General features: G+C 51.4%; 21 protein-coding genes and 1 pseudogene. 13 read left to right on the forward strand and 9 right to left on the reverse strand.

The window, feature by feature from the left end; genetic code table 11:
- Nucleotides 1–164 precede the first annotated feature (164 nt).
- The 3 genes from cybB to EHN07_RS00485 all read left to right on the forward strand — a co-directional run bounded on the left by cybB (nt 165) and on the right by EHN07_RS00485 (nt 2,247).
- A complete protein-coding gene (gene cybB / locus EHN07_RS00475) occupies nt 165–695 on the forward strand; it encodes a cytochrome b561 (RefSeq protein ID WP_124022275.1) in 531 nt (176 codons plus the stop codon).
- Between the two features lie 125 nt (nt 696–820).
- The gene (locus EHN07_RS00480) at nt 821–1,096 is read left to right on the forward strand and encodes a metal/formaldehyde-sensitive transcriptional repressor (protein WP_124022276.1); all 276 of its coding nucleotides are present in this window, start codon (nt 821–823) and stop codon (nt 1,094–1,096) included.
- A 32-nt stretch (nt 1,097–1,128) separates the two neighbouring features.
- A complete protein-coding gene (locus EHN07_RS00485; protein WP_124022277.1) occupies nt 1,129–2,247 on the forward strand; it encodes an S-(hydroxymethyl)glutathione dehydrogenase/class III alcohol dehydrogenase in 1,119 nt (372 codons plus the stop codon).
- Nucleotides 2,248–2,319: 72 nt separating this feature from the next.
- Here EHN07_RS00485 and EHN07_RS00490 read toward each other — a convergent pair whose 3' ends face one another.
- Entirely contained in the window at nt 2,320–2,649 is a 330-nt protein-coding gene (locus EHN07_RS00490) for an SMR family transporter (RefSeq protein ID WP_124022278.1), read from the reverse strand.
- A gap of 181 nt (nt 2,650–2,830) precedes the next feature.
- Between EHN07_RS00490 and EHN07_RS00495 the strand changes: the two genes are divergently transcribed.
- Complete coding sequence (locus EHN07_RS00495) at nt 2,831–4,243, forward strand: aminotransferase-like domain-containing protein (protein ID WP_124022279.1); 1,413 nt, start codon at nt 2,831–2,833, stop codon at nt 4,241–4,243.
- A gap of 119 nt (nt 4,244–4,362) precedes the next feature.
- Here EHN07_RS00495 and EHN07_RS00500 read toward each other — a convergent pair whose 3' ends face one another.
- Entirely contained in the window at nt 4,363–4,797 is a 435-nt protein-coding gene (locus tag EHN07_RS00500) for a TOBE domain-containing protein (protein WP_124022280.1), read from the reverse strand.
- 128 nt (nt 4,798–4,925) lie between these two features.
- Between EHN07_RS00500 and EHN07_RS00505 the strand changes: the two are divergent.
- The 4 genes and pseudogenes from EHN07_RS00505 to EHN07_RS00520 form a co-directional block, all read left to right on the forward strand.
- A pseudogene (locus EHN07_RS00505) lies at nt 4,926–5,202 on the forward strand (ABC transporter permease subunit); the annotation flags it as partial.
- Between the two features lie 82 nt (nt 5,203–5,284).
- The gene (gene patD, locus EHN07_RS00510) at nt 5,285–6,709 is read left to right on the forward strand and encodes an aminobutyraldehyde dehydrogenase (protein ID WP_124022281.1); all 1,425 of its coding nucleotides are present in this window, start codon (nt 5,285–5,287) and stop codon (nt 6,707–6,709) included.
- 443 nt (nt 6,710–7,152) lie between these two features.
- The gene (locus EHN07_RS00515; protein ID WP_124022282.1) at nt 7,153–8,733 is read left to right on the forward strand and encodes an OPT/YSL family transporter; all 1,581 of its coding nucleotides are present in this window, start codon (nt 7,153–7,155) and stop codon (nt 8,731–8,733) included.
- Nucleotides 8,734–8,845: 112 nt separating this feature from the next.
- The gene (locus EHN07_RS00520) at nt 8,846–9,775 is read left to right on the forward strand and encodes a DUF1177 domain-containing protein (RefSeq protein WP_124022283.1); all 930 of its coding nucleotides are present in this window, start codon (nt 8,846–8,848) and stop codon (nt 9,773–9,775) included.
- Nucleotides 9,776–9,840: 65 nt separating this feature from the next.
- On the opposite strand, the gene EHN07_RS00525 is transcribed toward EHN07_RS00520, so the two are convergent.
- On the reverse strand, nt 9,841–10,056 hold the full coding sequence (locus EHN07_RS00525; RefSeq protein WP_124022284.1) for an HP1242/YdcH family protein: 216 nt from the start codon (nt 10,054–10,056) through the stop codon (nt 9,841–9,843).
- A gap of 269 nt (nt 10,057–10,325) precedes the next feature.
- On the opposite strand from EHN07_RS00525, the gene EHN07_RS00530 reads away from it, so the two are divergent.
- The 3 genes from EHN07_RS00530 to tsr all read left to right on the forward strand — a co-directional run bounded on the left by EHN07_RS00530 (nt 10,326) and on the right by tsr (nt 13,423).
- Nucleotides 10,326–11,087 (forward strand): siderophore-interacting protein, encoded by a 762-nt coding sequence (locus EHN07_RS00530; protein WP_124022285.1) that lies wholly within the window; start codon nt 10,326–10,328, stop codon nt 11,085–11,087.
- A 14-nt stretch (nt 11,088–11,101) separates the two neighbouring features.
- Complete coding sequence (locus EHN07_RS00535) at nt 11,102–11,674, forward strand: PadR family transcriptional regulator (RefSeq protein ID WP_124022286.1); 573 nt, start codon at nt 11,102–11,104, stop codon at nt 11,672–11,674.
- An 84-nt stretch (nt 11,675–11,758) separates the two neighbouring features.
- Nucleotides 11,759–13,423: a methyl-accepting chemotaxis protein gene (gene tsr / locus EHN07_RS00540; protein WP_124022287.1), complete on the forward strand. Its 1,665-nt coding sequence runs from the start codon at nt 11,759–11,761 to the stop codon at nt 13,421–13,423.
- Between the two features lie 26 nt (nt 13,424–13,449).
- On the opposite strand, the gene EHN07_RS00545 is transcribed toward tsr, so the two are convergent.
- The 4 genes from EHN07_RS00545 to EHN07_RS00560 form a co-directional block, all read right to left on the reverse strand.
- Nucleotides 13,450–14,499: a type II toxin-antitoxin system HipA family toxin gene (locus tag EHN07_RS00545; protein WP_124022288.1), complete on the reverse strand. Its 1,050-nt coding sequence runs from the start codon at nt 14,497–14,499 to the stop codon at nt 13,450–13,452.
- Nucleotides 14,500–14,504: 5 nt separating this feature from the next.
- Nucleotides 14,505–14,819 carry a HipA N-terminal domain-containing protein gene (locus EHN07_RS00550; RefSeq protein WP_124022289.1) on the reverse strand — a complete coding sequence of 105 codons (315 nt, stop codon included), beginning with the start codon at nt 14,817–14,819 and terminating at the stop codon, nt 14,505–14,507.
- Nucleotides 14,804–15,127 carry a helix-turn-helix domain-containing protein gene (locus EHN07_RS00555; RefSeq protein ID WP_208646961.1) on the reverse strand — a complete coding sequence of 108 codons (324 nt, stop codon included), beginning with the start codon at nt 15,125–15,127 and terminating at the stop codon, nt 14,804–14,806. The genes EHN07_RS00550 and EHN07_RS00555 overlap by 16 nt, the downstream gene beginning before the upstream one ends.
- A 225-nt stretch (nt 15,128–15,352) precedes the next feature.
- Nucleotides 15,353–15,952, reverse strand: a complete 600-nt coding sequence (locus EHN07_RS00560; protein ID WP_124022290.1) for a TetR/AcrR family transcriptional regulator — start codon at nt 15,950–15,952, stop codon at nt 15,353–15,355.
- Between the two features lie 94 nt (nt 15,953–16,046).
- Between EHN07_RS00560 and EHN07_RS00565 the strand changes: the two genes are divergently transcribed.
- On the forward strand, nt 16,047–16,937 hold the full coding sequence (locus EHN07_RS00565) for an ABC transporter six-transmembrane domain-containing protein (RefSeq protein WP_124022291.1): 891 nt from the start codon (nt 16,047–16,049) through the stop codon (nt 16,935–16,937).
- Here EHN07_RS00565 and tyrP read toward each other — a convergent pair whose 3' ends face one another.
- Both tyrP and EHN07_RS00575 read right to left on the reverse strand, forming a co-directional pair.
- Nucleotides 16,938–18,149 carry a tyrosine transporter TyrP gene (tyrP, locus tag EHN07_RS00570; RefSeq protein WP_124022292.1) on the reverse strand — a complete coding sequence of 404 codons (1,212 nt, stop codon included), beginning with the start codon at nt 18,147–18,149 and terminating at the stop codon, nt 16,938–16,940. It abuts the gene before it with no gap.
- A 361-nt stretch (nt 18,150–18,510) separates the two neighbouring features.
- Nucleotides 18,511–19,011, reverse strand: coding sequence for an Hsp20 family protein (locus tag EHN07_RS00575; RefSeq protein ID WP_124022293.1), 501 nt, complete (start codon nt 19,009–19,011; stop codon nt 18,511–18,513).
- Nucleotides 19,012–19,016: 5 nt separating this feature from the next.
- Between EHN07_RS00575 and EHN07_RS00580 the strand changes: the two genes are divergently transcribed.
- Nucleotides 19,017–19,640 (forward strand): GNAT family protein, encoded by a 624-nt coding sequence (locus tag EHN07_RS00580; protein WP_124022294.1) that lies wholly within the window; start codon nt 19,017–19,019, stop codon nt 19,638–19,640.
- The last annotated feature ends 19 nt before the right edge of the window (nt 19,641–19,659 follow it).

Genomic DNA, 19,659 nt, shown 5'->3' on the forward strand with positions numbered 1-19,659 from the left:
ATTCCCTCTCGACTGCATTTAATCCCCCCTGCGAACTAACCGTGGTTTTCCCCTCTGTAAGTGGCATTCGTTCTGAATGTTAGATAATTTCACCAGATGTTAATGATTTTCTGAGTGTTTACCGTTATCTTCGAAAAATCATTGTCACCGAGCAGGACTCCGGAATGCGCAACAAATATACCTCGTTACAGATAACTCTTCATTGGCTGGTTTTTTTATTGATAGTGGGAGCGTATTGCGCGATGGAGCTGAAAGGCTTTGCGCCGCGTTCGTACCGGCCATTGTTTAATGCCACCCATGTGACTTGCGGGATCGGCGTCTTTTTTTTGATGATTGCACGTCTGTTAGTGCGCATTAAATATCGCGCCCCTCAAATTACACCGAAACCTCACCCTGCTATTACGGGGATCTCCCATTTAGTGCACACCATTATCTATCTGATGTTTATCGTGCTACCGATTCTGGGCTTTACTACGGTCTACTTCAAAGGCAGCGACTGGTCGGTGCTGGGGATCCCAATGCCGCATGCGGCTGAAGCCGATGAAGATAGGGAATTTGCCGTCAAGGGCTACCACCAGCTGATCGCCAATATGGGTTACTTCGTGATCGGTATTCATGCCTTCGCCGCGCTGTTTCACCATTATGTCTGGAAAGACAATACCTTGCTGCGCATGATGCCAGGAAAAAAGGATTAGTCCCTGCTCCTTCAAGAGGCCGTAACACAGCGGCCTTTTTAATCCTTAATAACGGTACCCACCCGAAGTTATCAATCAACACAAAATTCATGTACGATACCCCCCTACAGTATCAGGAGGCGCGCATGCCACATTCACCTGAAGATAAAAAACGTATTCTGACGCGTGTACGCCGCATCCGCGGGCAGACAGAGGCGCTGGAACGCGCGCTGGAAAAGGGTGACGCCTGTATTGCCATCCTGCAACAAATTGCCGCCGTTCGCGGTGCGGCAAACGGCCTGATGGCCGAGATGATGGAAATCCATCTGAAAGACGAGCTGGTCGCCGGGGAAACCACCGAAGATCAGCGCGCCGCACGAATGGCTGAAGTCGCGCATTTGATCCGCTCTTATCTAAAATAAAACTCACTCCCACCTGACGACGGAAGAAAAAAATGAAATCACGTGCAGCTGTTGCATTTGGCCCGGGTAAACCGCTTGAGATCGTTGAAATTGATGTAGCCCCGCCGCAGAAAGGCGAAGTGCTGGTAAAAATCACCCATACCGGCGTATGCCACACGGATGCATTCACCTTATCCGGTGACGATCCTGAAGGCGTGTTCCCGGCGGTTCTCGGCCATGAAGGCGGCGGGATTGTGATGGAAGTGGGCGAGGGCGTGACCAGCCTGAAACCAGGCGATCACGTTATTCCTTTGTACACCGCAGAGTGCGGCGAGTGTAAGTTCTGTAAATCCGGTAAAACTAACCTGTGCCAGGCCGTACGCGCCACCCAGGGCAAAGGTTTGATGCCTGATGGTACCACCCGTTTTTCTTACAACGGCGAGCCAATTTACCACTATATGGGCACCAGCACTTTCAGCGAATACACCGTGGTGGCGGAAATCTCACTGGCAAAAGTTAACCCGCAGGCCCCGCTGGATAAAGTGTGCCTGCTAGGCTGTGGTGTCACTACCGGTATCGGTGCGGTACATAACACGGCAAAAGTAAAAGAGGGTGATACCGTTGCGGTGTTTGGCCTGGGAGGTATTGGGCTGGCGGTAATTCAGGGGGCGGTGCAGGCGAAAGCCGGGCGTATTCTGGCCATTGACACCAACCCGGACAAATTCAAACTGGCGAGGGAAATGGGCGCCACGGACTGCATCAACCCGAAAGATCACCAGAAGCCGATTCAGGACGTGATTGTTGAACTGACCGACGGCGGCGTGGACTTCAGCTTCGAATGTATCGGCAACGTGAACGTTATGCGTTCCGCACTGGAATGCTGCCATAAAGGCTGGGGAGAAAGCGTGATTATCGGCGTGGCGGGAGCTGGGCAGGAAATTAAAACCCGTCCATTCCAGTTGGTCACCGGCCGCGTATGGCGCGGTTCAGCATTTGGCGGCGTGAAAGGGCGCACGCAGTTGCCAGGCATGGTGGAAGACGCGATGGTGGGAAAAATCAATCTCGACCCGTTTATCACGCACCGTATGCCGCTTGAACAAATCAATGAAGCGTTCGATTTAATGCATGAAGGAAAATCGATTCGTACCGTGATTCATTTCGGCGACAAGTAACGATATATCACCCCTGGCCGATTCCTGTGCGCGTGAATCGGCCAGGGGGTTTATCTGGTGCTGGAAGCGAGATTAATGGGCGACTGATTTTGAGAACAGATTAATTACCAGCACTCCCAAAATAATTAACGCCATGCCCGCTATCGCAGGCCAGTCGAGCTTCTGTCCCAGAAAAATCCAGCCCACGGCGCCAATCAACACAATTCCTGCACCCGACCAAATCGCATAAATAATTCCGGTTGGGATGGTACGCATGGTTATCGATAAGCAATAAAACGCCACGCCGTAGAAAACGATAGTGACTACGCTTGGCCACAAACGGCTAAAGCCCTCTGAGAGTTTCAGTGAAGTCGTTGCAATTACTTCCGCGGCAATGGCCACTACCAGCCAAAGATAAGTCATCTCCGTTTCTCCCTCGCGATATCAGCCCGCCAATCTAAAGATCAAAGCCAGCGCTGGCAAGCAATTCTTACGAGGGTTATTCATGGTATTGAGCAGCAACAGAAAGCGGTTATTTGGCTATAACAGTTGAATGAATTAGCGTATTTTTAGTTCACTGATATAGAACAGAACCACCCGATAAATGAAAAAATACCAGCAGCTTGCCCGGCAAATTATAGGCCAGATTACCCTTGGTGCATGGCTGCCGGGGGACAAACTGCCGTCGCTGCGCGAGCAGGTAACCCTCAGCGGCATGAGTTTTATGACCGTCAGCCATGCGTATCAGACGCTCGAAAGCCAGGGCGTGATTGTTGCCCGGCCACAGTCTGGTTATTACGTGGCGTCTCGCCCGGCAGGGCGTGCCACGGTTGCGCCTGTGAAAGTCATGCGTGACGAAGCTGTAGATATTAATACCTATATTTATGATATGTTGCAGGCCAGCTGTGACGCCAGCGTCGTGCCATTTGGCTCGGCATTTCCCGATCCGCGCCTGTTTCCGCTTCAGCAGCTGAATCGCTCGCTGGTGACCGTCAGCAAAACGGCAACCGCCATGAGCGTGATTGAAAACTTACCGCCGGGCAATGAAGCTCTGCGCCACGCCATTGCACGGCGTTATGCCCGGCACGGAATGCAGGTGTCACCGGACGAAATTGTCATCACCGCTGGCGCTCTTGAAGCGCTGAACCTGAGCCTGCAGGCGGTTACCGAGCCGGGTGACTGGGTGATTGTGGAAAACCCGTGTTTCTATGGTGCGCTTCAGGCGCTGGAACGCCTGCGTTTAAAAGCGCTTTCTATTGCCACCGATCCGCAACACGGTATCGACCTGGCGGCACTTGGACAGGTGCTCAACGACTATCCGGTGAAAGCCTGCTGGTTAATGACCAACGGTCAAAATCCGCTAGGCGTGACGTTGTCACCCGAAAAGAAACGGCAGCTGGTTGAGTTACTGCAACAGCATAATGTGACGCTGATAGAAGACGACGTGTATAGCGAGCTGTACTACGGACGCGAACCCCCGTTACCGGCACGCGCTTACGATGAACGGGGTATCACGCTGCACTGTTCATCGTTCTCTAAATGCCTGGTGGCGGGGTTCCGCATTGGCTGGGTAGCGGCGGGAAAACATGCGCGCCGTATTCAGCAACTTCAGCTCATGAGCACGCTTTCCACCAGTTCACCGATGCAGCTGGCGCTGGCCGATTACCTGGCGACGAAGCGCTATGACAGCCATCTGCGCAAACTGCGGCGCACTCTGGCGGAACGTAAACAGCAAATCTGGCAGGAGCTGCATCAACATTTGCCGGCACAAGTTAAGCTCCATCATAGTGAACACGGCTATTTTTTCTGGATTGAGCTGCCGGAGTATATGGATGCCAACCTGCTGAGCGAACAGGCCATCGCCCATAAAATCAGTATTGCGCCGGGGAAAATGTTTACTACCGGGGGCGGCTGGCATAACTATTTTCGCCTCAACGCTTCATGGGCTTTGGGGGAGCGTGAACGGCAGGCTGTGGTCACGCTCGCTGATTTAATTCACGACCAAATTAAGGCGTGAAAATGGAGTACCGTACTACCGGATTAACAGCCCCGAATAGCATCGGCTGTTTTACCGGGTGGCCCTACGTTTACCCAGTTTGCGAAACCGTATGGCATCTCGAGTCGGTTAACCTGGCCTCAGGCTGTCGGCTTTACCGCCAGCAATACGCAAGAGGCTTTAATCAGGGCGATTAAACGGGTGCCGTTTTCCAGCGCCATTTCATCCGCAGCTTCGTTGGTAATAACCGCGGTTAACTCGGGGCCGCCATCAATAGTCACGTTAACGGTAGTATTCACCGCCCCACGCAATAACGAGAGTACCGTTCCGGGAAACTGGTTACGGGCAGAAAACTGGTAACCGCAATTCTCAGTGGCCAGCATCACCCACGGTGCTTTGATAAGGGCAATGGCCTCTTTACCGGGTTTCAGATCTAAGGCTTGCCGACTCGAGCGAGTCACCATTGCCACCAGTTTACCGCCGCTTGCTAACGTCAGTTCAACCTCGTCATTGAGCGCGCCATCGGCGATGCGGCTGACCGTACCGGTAAGCTGGTTACGTGCAGATATAGTCATGTTGTCTCCTGATGATAATAAACAGCAGCTTTAAGAGTAGAACATCAGCCAGAGATCATTTACTTCCCGGCAATCAAGCTTCGGCGTGGGGGAGTGAGTTGTCTATCACATCCCGGTGAAATTTCCTCGCGCTGGCAACTATACTTGCTTTGAGCCTCGGTACCCTGGCGATGGGGGTTCTTTGGCAAAAACGTTATCACGCTATTGCTGATTATTACCGGCCTGGCGCTGCTGACGGTATTCAAAATGATGAATTTTGCACCGGGTTTTTTCACCATCGTGGTGGGGTATGCAAGGTTTTGCGTGGTTATTGTGTTTAACAACGTCATTGCCCGATTCCGGCGCACCTCTTACAGCCTGATTGAGGCCTTGATGGGTTTGGGCACTGACGGCTGGCAGACCTTCCATTCCGATTTTAGGGGCGTACTGACTGAGCCGTGGCGGAGATGAAGTCGCGGATAGCGGTAAATAACGAAAGGGTATCACTATGCAAAGCCAACTGTTAATTAACGGCCAGTTAGTGCAAGGCCTGGGTGAAAAATTACCGGTCTACAATCCGGCGACCGGTGAGGTGCTGCTGGAAATAGCCGAAGCCACAGCGGATCAGGTAAACGAGGCGGTGCTGGCTGCGGATCGCGCCTTTTCCAACTGGGGGCAAACCACGCCGAAAGAGCGTGCGGAATATCTTCTCAAGCTGGCGGATGTGATTGAACAACATGGTGAGGTATTTGCTCGTCTGGAGTCGCAAAACTGCGGTAAGCCGTATCACTGCGCACTCAATGATGAAATTCCGGCGGTGGTGGATGTGTTTCGCTTCTTTGCCGGGGCCAGCCGCTGCCTGAATGGCCTGGCGGCGGGAGAGTATCTGAGCGGGCACACTTCGATGATCCGCCGCGATCCGGTCGGCGTGGTGGCATCGATCGCCCCGTGGAACTACCCGTTAATGATGGCGGCCTGGAAACTTGCTCCAGCGCTTGCCGCAGGAAACTGCGTGGTGATCAAGCCCTCAGAAATCACCCCGCTTACCGCTTTTAAACTTGCCGAGCTGGCAAAAGATATTTTCCCGGCGGGTGTGTTAAACGTGCTGTTTGGCCGTGGGCAGACGGTCGGCGATGCGCTGACCGGACATAATAAAGTGCGTATGGTATCGCTAACCGGTTCGATTGCCACCGGCGAGCACATCATCAGCCATACCGCACCGTCGATTAAGCGCACCCATATGGAACTGGGCGGCAAAGCGCCGGTGATAGTGTTTGATGATGCAGATTTAGATGCGGTTGTAGAAGGTGTGCGCACCTTTGGTTATTACAACGCAGGGCAGGATTGCACCGCCGCATGCCGTATCTACGCTCAGAAAGGGATTTACTACAAACTCGTTGAGAAGCTGGGCGAGGCCGTCAGCAGCCTGAAATATGGCGCGCCTGATGATGAATCTACCGAACTCGGGCCGTTGAGCTCCGCCGCCCATCTTGAACGGGTCAGTAATGCAGTTAATGCGGCCAAAGCGCTACCGCATGTGCAAGTGGTGACGGGCGGAGCAAAAGTCGAGGGGCCAGGATATTACTTCCAGCCCACGCTGCTGGCCGGTGCGAAGCAGGAAGATGACATCGTGCAAAAAGAGGTGTTTGGCCCGGTGGTCAGCGTGACAACGTTTGATGACGAAGAGCAGGTGCTGGGCTGGGCGAACGATTCCAGCTACGGGCTGGCATCCTCGGTCTGGACGCAGGATGTGGGGCGAGCCCACCGTCTTAGCGCTCGCTTGCAGTATGGCTGCACCTGGGTAAATACCCACTTTATGCTGGTTAGCGAAATGCCCCATGGCGGGCAAAAGCTTTCCGGTTACGGTAAAGATATGTCGCTGTTCGGCCTTGAGGATTACACCGTGATCCGCCATGTGATGATTAAGCACTAGCCATAAGGTAGATGGCTGTTATCGGATTGCAGCCACTTTACATAATATTTTATCCAATTCTTATGCTGGATTTTCTGCATGTAGCATTATTAATCCCCTCTATATCTGCCAGGATCCCTCCTTATTAAATAGCCGGAACGTTCAGGCTAAGGATTTTAATTTGTTTTTCCCAGTACAGATAAAAAGATAAGCATCTTGACGGCAGTCGACAGTGGATTTATTTTCATTTTAATTACGCAGTAATTACATTGTTATTATGACTGTATTGTGGAATGTGGCAAAAGAGATATTACTGGCACTCTCAATTTATTATTTATTAGCGCAGCTTATTAATTCTATTCTATCGCCTATATCACAGTTTACTCATTGCACAGGATATATCGCAGTAATATCAGGCCGGCATTCATTATTCCATGGCATATCTACTCAATATCAGGAGCTTTATGTCACATCAACAGATTAAAAACAAAAAGGAAAATCAGTTAAACGATATTGGTACTCTCATCGTGATGATTCTGTTGTCTGTTGCAGGAGCAGTTATCGGCGTACAGCTGATTACGACTTTAGGCATGACGCCTAATACTTCGATTATCGGCGCTTTGTTTGCCATGCTGCTGGCACGCCTCCCGCTACATATTTTTAAACGTTATCGCTCAATTCATACGCAAAACCTGGCGCAAACCGTAATTTCCTCGGCAACGTTTGGTGCCGCAAACAGCCTGCTAATGCCGATCGCGATTCCTTATGTGATGGGGCAACCACAACTGATTATGCCCATGTTTGCTGGTGTGGCTGTGGCAATGTTACTTGATGCCTATCTGCTTTATCGCCTTTTCGACACCAGGGTTTTTCCTGCCAGTCATGCCTGGCCACCAGGCCTCGCGGCGGCTGAAGCCATTAAAGCGGGGGATAAGGGGGGTCGTCAGGCCTGGCTATTAGTCGCAGGCGTACTGATTGGTCTTGCGGGGGCGATGGCTAAAATCCCTATGGCCGCTTTTGGTACGGCATTTATCGGTAACATCTGGGCGCTCAGTATGTTCGGCATCGGATTGCTTGTTCGCGCTTATACACAGCCGGTTGCCGGGTTAGATCTCAATGTTTTGTATATTCCGCACGGTATGATGGTGGGAGCGGGACTTGTTTCGTTGCTTCAGGTGGTTCAGGTTGTTCGCGTTAAAAAATCTACTGATAGCAGAACCCTATTGACCCAGCCCGCCACAGAAGTACGTAAGGCTCTCAGGCTTGGGACTTTTGGGTATCTTGCCATCGCTGTACTTCTGGCACTGAGCGCTGGGCTGTATAGCGAAATGTCGGTTGTTATGCTGATCGCTTTTGTTATTTATGCTGCTTTTGCCGCTTTCTTCCACGAGTTGATTGTTGGAATCGCCGCGATGCATTCCGGTTGGTTTCCAGCATTTGCAGTGGCATTAATCACGTTGATCGTTGGGATTTTGATTGGTTTTCCTCCGTTAGCATTGTGCGTATTAACCGGTTTTACTGCGGCAACCGGCCCCGCGTTTGCTGATATGGGATTTGATTTAAAAGCGGGGTTTATTCTCCGCGGTTACGGTCAGGATTTGAGCGCGGAATTGTCCGGGCGTCGGGTTCAGTTAATTGCCGCTTTACTGGCGTTTATTATCGCTATTCCGGTGGTGTGGTATGCGCATTCTGGTTACTTCTCTCAGGATTTAGTGCCGCCTGTTGCGCGCGTATTTGCCAAAACTATCCAGGCTGGCGCGCAGCCTGGAATCGCTCATAGCCTGCTTCTGTGGGCAATTCCAGGCGCGTTGATTCAGCTTATTGGTGGCCCGAAACGTCAAGCTGGCGTGCTGTTGGCAACCGGTTTGCTTATTAACAGTGTGATGGCCGGTTGGGCGGTGATCTGCGGTATCGCTCTACGTATTATTATTATCCGTCTTTGGGGTGAGAAAGGGCGTACACCCATGGAGGTTGTGGCAGCAGGTTTTATTGCAGGTGATGCGCTTTATAACTTCTTTACCTCTATGTTTGTTGCCAGGAAATAATATGGAACCAGCCGCAGATCTCTTTCAGCCAATATTACACGCTGGTTGCACATTCATGTGTTTTTGGCCGTCAGGCATAATGTCCGGCGCGATATTATAAGAGGGTTTTATAATGAGTTTGCAACAAACATTAACGGTATTTGAACTTATTGATAGTGCATATGTAAGCGGGCAGGATATTGTGGATTTATTCGTTCCCTATACTGGTATTACCGCTAGCACATCTCGGGTTGCTAGTCCGAAAGGCGGCACGGATTTTGTACGTATTATCGTGCCGGGTAGCAAGGGAAAAAGCAGCGGCGGCACAGCACCAACGCTGGGAATTATTGGTCGCCTTGGTGGAGTCGGTGCGCGTCCGGGACGTATTGGCCTGGTATCAGATGGTGACGGTGCGATTGCAGCACTTGCCTGCGCTCTAAAACTGGCTGATATGCAGCGAAAAGGAGATATCACCGCAGGTGATGTTATTATCACCACACATATTTGCCCTAATGCGCCAACTCGCCCGCACGAGCCCGTAGATTTTATGGATTCACCAGTCGATGATGTAACCATGAACGCTAACGAAGTAGCCGATGATGTTGATGCCATTCTTTCTCTTGATACCACCAAAGGCAACCGCATTATCAATCATAAAGGGTATGCTATTTCGCCTACGGTTAAAGAAGGTTACATCTTGCGTGTAGCGGAAGACTTACTGCGCATTATGGAAATGACCAGCGGTAAACCGGCGGTGACGTTCCCCATCACTACGCAGGACGTAACACCTTACGGTAACGGTATATATCATCTGAACAGTATTCTACAGCCCTCAACGGTAACCAGTGCTCCAGTGGTAGGTGTGGCGATCACGACGGAATCGGTAGTGCCGGGCTGCGGTACTGGTGCCAGTCATGAAGTCGATATTGCGCTGGTAACCAAATTTGCTGTTGAAGTGGCGAAAGAGTATGGTCGTGGCAGCTGTCAGTTTTTTGATGCTGAGGAGTACCAGCTTCTGCTGTCACTGTATGGAAGCTTACGTCACCTGCAAAAACGATCATAGCATCTCCAGGTTCCCATAGCCTGAGACGCAAAGGAAGGGGCGTTCCCCTTCCTTAACAAACGAAGCTACCGACTGGCCTGCTTCAACATCTGATACAACTCATCTTTCAGCCGCAGTTTCTCTTTTTTCATCTGTACGACCTTTTCGTTGTATCCCGTCCCTTGCGGCCCTCCCTTACGTAAGATCTCGTCGTCGAGCTGATTGTGCTTGTCAAACAAGCTGAGAAAGTGCGGGTTAGCGGATTTTAGTTTGTCGATCAATTCACGGTACTCAGGAAACATTGCAAACCTCCTGGACTGTTGGTGATAAATGAATGGAGTGTGAACTGGCAGCGACTGCCAGCTGCAGTGTAGGCACCCCTTACTGTAAATTGAAAGCGCGGCCTGGTAAGGGTTTGTCAATCTGAGACCGGCAAGGCGAACTGGTGAAATTGAGCGCATTTTAAGCATATGTCGGCTTGCAAAATGGCAATAATTGACAACGACAATCTCATCTTTACATGCTAAAACATATCTATGATATATCTTAAACAGCAAGAAATGAGAAACTTATGATCTTACAAAGCAAGCCGAAACTTCCACAGCGCGTCAAAAATGAAATCAAATTTCGCGAGCTTATCGTCAAAAGCAAACTCACGGTGGCCGGCTGTTTTCACCGTATTGTGTTCACCAGCCCGGAGCTGGCTGGCTTTTCCTCACAGGGTTTTGATGACCACGTGAAAGTCTTTTTCCCACCAGAAGGAGGGGAATTTATACGGCCCTCGGTCACCGATGACGGTATTGTCTGGGGGGAAGGGCCACGTCCACTTTCACGCGACTACACGCCATTGGCCTTTGATGCTGAGTTAAACGAGCTGACGCTGGATTTTTATATTCACGCTGGCGGCGTGGCAAGCATGTGGGCGGAAAAAGCGGGAGTGGGCGATGCGCTGCTTATTGGCGGGCCACGAGGATCGCTGGTGGTGCCGGTTGATTACGCTTTCCAGCTCTATGTCTGCGATGAAAGCGGTTTACCCGCGGTACGCCGTCGTTTAGCCGCGTTGCCTGCGCATATCAAACCCATAGTGCTGGTTAATAGCCACCACGCTCAGCCCCTCGATTATTTGCAGGAGTTTGCCCACGCACAGGTTGAGTGGCTCGACGCTGACGCAATTGCCAGCCGCATCAGCACTATTGAATTCCCGGAGACTGACTATTTCATCTGGCTTACCGGAGAAGGGCGTGATGTGAAGCAACTGAGTGATGAACTGCTGGAAAACCGAGGCCTGGATGCAGATTACGTGCGTGCGGTGGCTTACTGGCATCACAAATAAAAAAGGAAACAAATATGAATCACCATCATTTTTGCGCGAAACATGAATCTCACGAGCGGCATGGCTTACCCGGTGCCCATGGGCAGCACGAGCATGGCAGCATGGAAGGCAAAGCGAGAATGCGCCGTGAGCGCCTGTTTGACGCCAACGATATCCGTCTGTTGATTCTGCATTTTCTGTCTGACAGCAGCGCACACGGCTATGAGTTAATTAAATCTATTGAAGCGACGGCCAAAGGCGAATATGTGCCAAGCCCCGGGATTATCTACCCGAATCTCTCGTTACTGGAGGAGATGGGGTTTATCACCGCCGTGCAGAGCGACAGCAGTAAAAAAGCGTGGATGTTAACCGGGGAGGGCCAGACTGAACTTGCCGCTCAGCAAGCACGTCTCGGCCCTGTCATCGCGAAGCTTGAATCGTTGGCTGTATTGGGTGATAACCGTCGGCTTCCCGAAATACAGCGTGCTATCCATAACTTTAAAATGGCGCTCAACACCCGGCTCGGCCAGAGCGATTTGCCCAGGGAGACGCTGTACAAAATTATCGACACCCTGGATCAAGCCGCGAAAGATATTGAGCGCAGCTAAAATATGATTCTCATCGACGCAGCATAAAGTTTTAGCGCTAAGTGCCGAAACTATATGCTTCTGTGGTCATGAGAAGATAAAAGCATGTTAAATCGCATAAAAATTGTCACCAGCCTGCTATTTGTGCTGGGTTTATTTGGTGTATTACAAATGACGTCCGGCGGGCTGTTCTTTAACTCGTTGAAAAACGACAAAGAAAATTTCACCGTGCTGCAAACTATTCGCCAGCAGCAGTCCACGCTTAACGGCAGCTGGGTGGCATTACTGCAAACCCGTAACACGCTAAACCGTGCCGGTATTCGCCATATGATGGATACCAACAATACCGGTAGCGGTTCGACGGTCAATGAACTGATGCTGACGGCCAGCCAGTCACTGAAACAGGCGGAAAAAGAGTGGGCCAAATATGAAGCGCTGCCACGCGATCCACGCCAGAGTGAAGAGTCCATTACTGAGATCAAACGCAACTACGCCATTTATCACGGTGCGCTGGCCGAGCTGATTCAGCTGCTGGGGGCGGGCAAAATTAATGAATTCTTCGACCAGCCAACGCAGAAATACCAGGATGGTTTCGAGAAAGAGTACCTCAATTACCTGTTGCAGAATGATGGATTGTATCAACAGGCGGTTGATGACAATAACCGCTCCTATTCGCAGGCCATCTGGCTTCTTGTGGTGATTCTGATACTGGTTACGGCGGCCATTATTATTGTCTGGGTGGGCATCAGAAAAGCCCTGATTGCGCCGCTCCATCGCCTGATTGAGAGCATTCGCCATATTGCGGGCGGCGACCTGGTGCGCACTATTGATGTGGAAGGCACCAATGAGATGGGGCAGCTGGCAAGCACGCTGCGTCATATGCAGTCTGAGCTAATGAATACGGTAAGCAATGTTCGTAACGGCGCGAATGCGATTTATAGCGGTGCCAGCGAAATCTCTAGCGGCAATAACGATCTCTCCGCGCGGACCGAGCAGCAAGCGGCTTCACTTGAAGAAACGGCGGCCAGCATGGAACAGCTGACGGCGACCGTGAAGCAGAACGCGGAGAATGCCCGTCAGGCAAGCCAGCTGGCGCTGAGTGCCTCAGAGACGGCGCAAAAGGGCGGTAAAGTGGTGGATAACGTGGTCCGCACCATGAACGACATCGCCAGCAGCTCGAAAAAAATCGCCGATATTACCAGCGTGATTGACGGCATTGCCTTCCAGACCAATATTCTGGCACTGAATGCAGCGGTAGAAGCCGCTCGTGCCGGTGAGCAAGGGCGTGGATTTGCCGTGGTTGCCGGTGAAGTACGTAACCTGGCAAGCCGTAGTGCGCAAGCTGCGAAAGAAATTAAGAGCCTGATTGAAGATTCCGTCAATAAAGTGGATACCGGTTCTACGCTGGTGGAAAGCGCGGGTGAAACTATGGATGAGATCGTCAATGCTGTGACGCGCGTAACGGATATCATGGGTGAAATTGCCTCCGCATCTGACGAACAGAGCCGTGGCATCGACCAGGTGGGGCTGGCCGTTTCTGAGATGGACCGCGTGACGCAGCAAAACGCCGCACTGGTTGAGGAGTCCGCGGCAGCGGCCTGCGCGCTGGAAGAGCAGGCCAGCCGTCTGACGCAGGCGGTTGCGGTGTTCCGTATTAATCAGGAGGCGAAAACCGAATCCCATAGCGTGGTCCCGAAACGGGCTATCGCCCCGGTTTTAAACCGTAAAACATCCGCCAGCGATAGTAACGAAAACTGGGAAACCTTCTGAGTCTGAACGTTAAGGCGGGTATTGATTTACCCGCCGTTCTGCAGCTCCGCTTCATCCAGGCGCTGCAAACGATCAAGCCTTTGGTGATAACAACGCAGCGTCGCTTCCACATCGCCTGCGGGCATAAACGAGTCACGATAAACCGCGTCGACGATCCGGCTCTCTTTTTGCAGATCGTGAAACAATTTAACAATCAGCTTACTGGCGAGGCCCATCCCAGAGCCCAGTGCCAGAAAATCCATCCCCAGATATTCGCCATACGCCGTTTTAAAACCTGGCGCTAATTCCCTGTCACCCTCTTCACAGCGGAGCAGTGGCAGCGCCAAAAAACCCGAACTAAAAATCGCCGGGTAGGGGGCGACGGAGACAAAATCATAAACGGGTGACAGCCTGGGCTCCCCGATGCGCGGATGGATCAGGCCGAAATTGCGCAGGTGCATATCGTTATTGCCCAGCAGCCAGGCATAGACGATACGGCGGAACAGGTCGATTTTGAAGGCCAGGTTGTTGTTCACATGCTGCGTCAGAAATTCTGCCAGCTGCTGATAGCTCACATACTGCCTGCCATCGTTTCCCGTTTTGCCGTATTTCTCGCCGATATTCATGGCGGCATCCAGCTGCTCCTGATGAATTGCAGCCCCCGTATGCCTGTCGCGATCAAAGCGGCGGATGGCAAAAGCCAGCTCTCGTTCAGCCGCATTCGTTTCCGGCGCAAAACTTACCAGCCCGTGGGGAGGGACATCAAAACCCAGCCGCGCCATCAGCGTCATGGTCGCGTGTTCGTTTTCTGCCAGATGTGGGAACTCAGCAGGGCTTGGCTTGAGGATATACTCGCCCTGGTGCTCCACTACGGCAAATTCGTCTTCACGCACGACCATTTGTAATTTCGGCTGATAGCCGGAAATACTCATCCCACGCTGGGCTTTCGGCAGCTCATGAATAAACTCGCTGCGCGTAAAACCCAGCTGCGGGTTAACTCTGGCGGAGCCCGTCAGGTGCTTGAGGCCTCTGGTTGAATAGCCGGATGCCTGCTCCTTAGCCTGCACCAGCGGAGTCAAAAGAATATGGCAACGCATCGTTGTTACTCCTCCTGTAGGCTAACCAGCTGTACCGCGCCAATCAGATTTTTGCCGTTATCGATCAGCATACCGAGTAGATCCTGTTCGTCGCGCTGTTGTAGCTGGCTGTAACGCATTTTCAACCAGCCCTCCGGGGCGAGCGATGCGAAAAACGGGGGTAATGTTGGGCTGTGAAAGTGGCCGATGTGTATCGGCAAACTCAGCGACAGCGGCGGGCCGATGTAGTCTGCGCGATAGCTAAAAGCAAAACCACCGTCATCCTGGCTCAGTTCCCCCACGGCTTCACCGTATAACCATACGGCTACACGGCGGCGCATAGTTTTACCCCTAAGGCATCGGCAACGCGTAATACGGTGCCAAACTTAACCTGATCGGGGTCTTTAAACAGGCGCTTCAGGGTTGAGGCTGATACCCCCGTTTGCAGTTCAAGCGTTGGCAGATCGATATCCAGATCTTTCCGGCGCTGGTTCAGTTGCTGCCCAAGATGTATCGTCTCAGAGACGATTTTTTCGTTTAGCAACAGGTCGGATTCCTGCGCCTGAAGCAGCAGCGTTTTTTTAACGTCATTCAATAATTCGCTCATGGCGTGCAGTTTGTCCGCCAGTGCAGCATTGTTATGGTTCATATTTGACCTTTTATTGAGCATAATCATCAATAAAGACTATTTATGACCTTAAAAACCAGAAATATGTCATATATGGTCTATTTTCATAATAATTATTAAAAATGGGTCATTAATAATCTTTTGTCAATAAAAATGATCATAAAAGACCTTGAGTAGTAATAAATCGGAATAAAAAGGGTCATATATGACCATTTTAATAAGGGGGAAGACTTTGGCTAACCGAGGTCAATCCATCGGGAATGACTTATCGTTGAGTAAGATATCGTGGATAAATGCCTGAATATCCTCTAAAGCCTGCTTACGAGCCTGCGGTGCACTGTCGATAATCAGCCGATCCGAATACCCGTTCAGCAATGAACCAAGCTGACGGGTAACACGCCAGACATCGGTGTGACGAAACACGCCACTCTCAATTCCCGCAGCAATAATGCTGGCCAGCAACGCCTCCCATTTTTCGCTCAGCGCCAGCGCCAGATCGGCATACGCCTTGTTATGCACCGCCAGGCGCCACAGCGAACCGTACAGCTCCCACACCGCATCGGCGCGGTCGGGTAAATAATCGGCAACAAAAGTCTGCAAACCCTGCTCGGGAGCAAGCGCCTGCGTTTTTTGCCTGAAGGCTTCCAGCTCCGCATACATAAAGCGAGAAAAGGCTGCAATGCACAACGTCTGCCAGTCCGGGAAGTAGTGGTAAATGTGGCTACGTGCAATACCAACCTGTTCTGTTAGCTCGCGGGTAGTGACCTTTTCGACCCCTTTTTCAGTAAACAGGGCTATCGCCGCATCAAGAATATTCTCTTTCAGAACAGACGCTTTTTGTTTCATCACCGTACCTTCGTTGACTTTGAGCAAGCGCTCAAATACAATATTTTCAATCTTGAGCAACCGCTCAAGAATAACAATTTAAGAATATAAAGTCATGCATACCATCCCGACCGCGGCGCTTAAACCCTCGCGCGGCGCGCTGAATACTTTAAAGAAACTCGCCAGCCTGCACAGCAAAAAATTAGTGGTTACCCTGATGCTGGTGGTCGCCGAAAACATTATCTATCTGCTGTATCCGCTAATGGCCGGTTTCGCCATCAATGCCATTATCAAAGGCCAGCCGCTACATGCTTTACTGTATGCGCTGGTGGTGTTTGTGATGTGGGCGATCGGTGCGGCGCGCCGTAGCATGGATACGCGCACCTTCGCCAGAATCTACGCAGGCCTTGCGGTGCCGGTGATCCTCGCCCAGCGGCAGGATGACCATAGCCACTCAACCATCGCCGCTCGTGTGACGTTGTCACGTGAATTCGTTAATTTCTTTGAAACGCACCTGCCGTTGTTGATTAGCTCGGTGGCTTCGATGGTCGGCGCGGTAGTGATGTTGTTGACTATTGAATTCTGGACAGGCGTGGCGTGCCTGGCAGTGCTGATTTTCTTCGCGCTCTTTCTGCCCGGCTACACGCGCCAGAACGAAATGCTGTACGAGAAGCTCAACGATCGGCTGGAGAAAGAGGTGGGCTTTGTTGGCACGGCCAGTGAGAACACGCTCAATAAGCACTACAACTTTTTAGCACAGGTGCGTATTCGTCTTTCCGATCGTGAAGCCTTTGGCTATCTTTCGATTGGCATTGCCGCAGCGTTCCTGTTCGCCATGACTCTCTGGTTGATGGCCCTGAAAGGGGGCGGGAACGCCGGGCATATTTACTCGGTTATGACTTATCTGTGGATGTTTGCTATGAGTCTTGATGACGGCCCATCGCTGCTTGAGAAATACTCGCAGCTTAGAGAGATAGGCAAACGGGTGAACACCGGGCTGGCGTAATTAACCCACCTCCGGCAATGCGCCAGCCGCTATCAGCGCCTGAATCACAATCACCGCGATGCCGCAGGCAAACACTAAAACCAGCAGCGGTTTACCGCCGGCCACACGGTAAGCCGCTCCTGCCTGTATCTGGCGGCTTTTCCATACCAGCAGCGACGGGATAATCAATGCCAGGGTCGCCAGCGCCACTCCGGCATAACCCAGCGCCATCACAAAACCTTGCGGATAGAACAGGGCAAAGACCAGCGGAGGAACAAAGGTCATCAGCCCGGTTTGCAGCCGTCCCGATGCTTTACGGTTGCGGCTAAAGAGATCGCTCAGGTAATCAAACAGCCCCAGCGATACCCCTAAGAACGAAGTCGCCAACGCCAGGTCGGCAAACAGATGTACTGCCAGCTCAACGTGCGGCGAAGCAACCACTTCACGAACCGCCTGCAGCAAACCGTTCAGGCCAGAATGCTGGGCCAGCAGCCCGCTGAACACTCCAGAGTCAATAGCGCCAAGCGTTGCCAGCTGCCAGAAAATGTAGGCTACCAGCGGGATCGCGCTGCCGATGATAAACACCCAGCGCAGCTTGCGCAGATTACCATCCAGATAGCTGACGATGCTCGGCACGCTGCCGTGGAAGCCAAAAGAGGTGAAAATGACCGGAATAGCGGACAGCGCCAACCCTTTTTCCACTGGCAGAGTCAGCAGATTAGTCTGGTGGATATGCGGCATCATTAACGCCAGCATGACGACCAGCATCACGATTTTGGCGCTGAATAACACGCGGTTGAACACATCTACCATATGCGTACCGATGCAGACCACGCCTCCGGCAACCAAAGTGAACAGCAGCACCCCCGTTGAAACAGGGAGAGTGGTAGAAAACCACTGGTTCAGACTGACGGTTAACAGTTCACCGGCTCCGCTGATATACGCGGCCGTGAGGGCATACATCAGGAACAGCATACTAAAACCGGTGAGCCATTGTCCGGGCCTGCCAAGGTAGCGGTAGGCGAGGGTGCCAAGCCCGGTATCGGCTGAAACGTGTTGATAAACCTCCACCAGCAGCAGTGCGGTGTAGCACATCAGTCCCCATAAACTGATAAGCAGCAGAAGAGTCACCCCAAACCCGACTCCGGCTGAAGCCAGCGGCATTGCCAACATTCCTGCGCCAATAGTGGTTCCCGCCACGATAAAGATACTGCCAAGAGTGCGATTCCTCACGATTCCCTCTGAATTTACGTTTTTAGTAATGACATTATGCCGCGCAGATTAAGGGATTGGCGTAATGTCGTCAAACGTAAGTTACAATTGCTGTAATGTTATCTTTACATCACTATATTTTATAACCCACAACACTCTTAGTGGCGTACAGCCGATACCTCTCATCTCCGCAGATGAGGCAGAAAACGTGCCTCCCTAAATGGAGGATCGAGTCAATGGGAATGGCTTGTGGAACGCTGGCTATCGGCATAGCGTCTGGGCGTGACAGAAAATTATTTACGGCTATATAAATCAATGATTGGCAGGTTAATTCACCATTACATCAGACTGAAGAGGGCATAAGCCCTCTTCAGGTGTACCATCATTTCTGATGTTCAATCGCGTCGGACGCGCGGTGTTTATGTTCTATCGGAATGCGCTGCGGTTTTTCACTTTCGGGTACTTCCATCCGCAGAGCAATGTTGAGAAGACCGTCCTCCAGTTTTGCCGTCGTCACCTTCATATGCTCAGGGACACTGTAGCTTAACCGGAAATCCGCACGCTGAATGCCCTGGTACAGCCAGCCGGAGCCAGCGGAATCCGCAGTGGCATCGTCACTGGTAGCGGTAGTTTTCTCTTTACTGCCGGAGACCGTCAGGCGTCCGCCGGCCGCCTCAATCTCAAGCTCATGCTCCTTCCAGCCAGGAACACTGACCGTAAGTTCGAAGTGCTCCTCGTCCGTCTGCCGCAAATTGTATGGGGGCGTCAGGGACACGGGGCTGTCACCCGTCAACTGGCTGAACAGCCGGTCGATACGACTGAAGCGGTCAGAAAATACGGAATCGAAGAAAGGTGTGTTTACCGGGAAAATACGTAGCGACATAGTGAATGGCTAAGCAGCAGAAGTTCATCCTGCCTGATAGCACCAATAAGCTGTCGCTCGGCAACCGAATCAATGTAAAAAATGCAACCTATACTCTTTTGCGAAAAAAGCAGGTTTGTTGGATTAAACACTCTTTTTCACCAAAAAATGAAAAGGCCAGAAGGAATGAGTTTAATAAATTCATCCGCAGCGGTGGCGAGGTTAAAAACTGCAACGATTTGTCTTCAGAAGATCTTGCCGGGATCTATCAGCAGCTATTTAAATTAAGATTCGCAGGCCGTGTGCGTTGTTACGAGTTTGATAATTTAATGACTATCTTTTCCGAGTTTAGAAATATGCTGTTTGGTCATATTCTGTATATCAATGGCAAACCCTGCGCTTATGATTTAATGCTTAAATCAGAAAGCGCAGGGGATGTTTATTTTGATGTGCCAAATGGCGGGCTGGATACCAATTACCTGCACCTGAGTATTGGAAGCGTTCTTATGTGGCTCAACATCAGGTCGGCCAGAGAGCTGTGTTCCTCTCTTAACAAGAAAATGACTATCTCGATTGGCGTTTTTGAACCGCAATGGGAATATAAAAAGAGATGGGCAACCGTGTCGTACGTTGGGAAAGTGATATGTTAGCTTGCTGACAAAGAAGGAA

Source organism: Buttiauxella warmboldiae (assembly GCF_003818135.1).
GTDB classification, from domain to species: Bacteria; Pseudomonadota; Gammaproteobacteria; order Enterobacterales; family Enterobacteriaceae; genus Buttiauxella; species Buttiauxella warmboldiae.

Coding starts and splice junctions, on each gene's coding strand:
- cybB (WP_124022275.1), top strand. CDS start 165: ATGCGCAACAAATATACCTCGTTACAGATAACTCTTCATTGGCTGGTT.
- EHN07_RS00480 (WP_124022276.1), top strand. CDS start 821: ATGCCACATTCACCTGAAGATAAAAAACGTATTCTGACGCGTGTACGC.
- EHN07_RS00485 (WP_124022277.1), top strand. CDS start 1,129: ATGAAATCACGTGCAGCTGTTGCATTTGGCCCGGGTAAACCGCTTGAG.
- EHN07_RS00490 (WP_124022278.1), bottom strand. CDS start 2,649: ATGACTTATCTTTGGCTGGTAGTGGCCATTGCCGCGGAAGTAATTGCA.
- EHN07_RS00495 (WP_124022279.1), top strand. CDS start 2,831: ATGAAAAAATACCAGCAGCTTGCCCGGCAAATTATAGGCCAGATTACC.
- EHN07_RS00500 (WP_124022280.1), bottom strand. CDS start 4,797: ATGACTATATCTGCACGTAACCAGCTTACCGGTACGGTCAGCCGCATC.
- patD (WP_124022281.1), top strand. CDS start 5,285: ATGCAAAGCCAACTGTTAATTAACGGCCAGTTAGTGCAAGGCCTGGGT.
- EHN07_RS00515 (WP_124022282.1), top strand. CDS start 7,153: ATGTCACATCAACAGATTAAAAACAAAAAGGAAAATCAGTTAAACGAT.
- EHN07_RS00520 (WP_124022283.1), top strand. CDS start 8,846: ATGAGTTTGCAACAAACATTAACGGTATTTGAACTTATTGATAGTGCA.
- EHN07_RS00525 (WP_124022284.1), bottom strand. CDS start 10,056: ATGTTTCCTGAGTACCGTGAATTGATCGACAAACTAAAATCCGCTAAC.
- EHN07_RS00530 (WP_124022285.1), top strand. CDS start 10,326: ATGATCTTACAAAGCAAGCCGAAACTTCCACAGCGCGTCAAAAATGAA.
- EHN07_RS00535 (WP_124022286.1), top strand. CDS start 11,102: ATGAATCACCATCATTTTTGCGCGAAACATGAATCTCACGAGCGGCAT.
- tsr (WP_124022287.1), top strand. CDS start 11,759: ATGTTAAATCGCATAAAAATTGTCACCAGCCTGCTATTTGTGCTGGGT.
- EHN07_RS00545 (WP_124022288.1), bottom strand. CDS start 14,499: ATGCGTTGCCATATTCTTTTGACTCCGCTGGTGCAGGCTAAGGAGCAG.
- EHN07_RS00550 (WP_124022289.1), bottom strand. CDS start 14,819: ATGCGCCGCCGTGTAGCCGTATGGTTATACGGTGAAGCCGTGGGGGAA.
- EHN07_RS00555 (WP_208646961.1), bottom strand. CDS start 15,127: ATGAACCATAACAATGCTGCACTGGCGGACAAACTGCACGCCATGAGC.
- EHN07_RS00560 (WP_124022290.1), bottom strand. CDS start 15,952: ATGAAACAAAAAGCGTCTGTTCTGAAAGAGAATATTCTTGATGCGGCG.
- EHN07_RS00565 (WP_124022291.1), top strand. CDS start 16,047: ATGCATACCATCCCGACCGCGGCGCTTAAACCCTCGCGCGGCGCGCTG.
- EHN07_RS00575 (WP_124022293.1), bottom strand. CDS start 19,011: ATGTCGCTACGTATTTTCCCGGTAAACACACCTTTCTTCGATTCCGTA.
- EHN07_RS00580 (WP_124022294.1), top strand. CDS start 19,017: ATGGCTAAGCAGCAGAAGTTCATCCTGCCTGATAGCACCAATAAGCTG.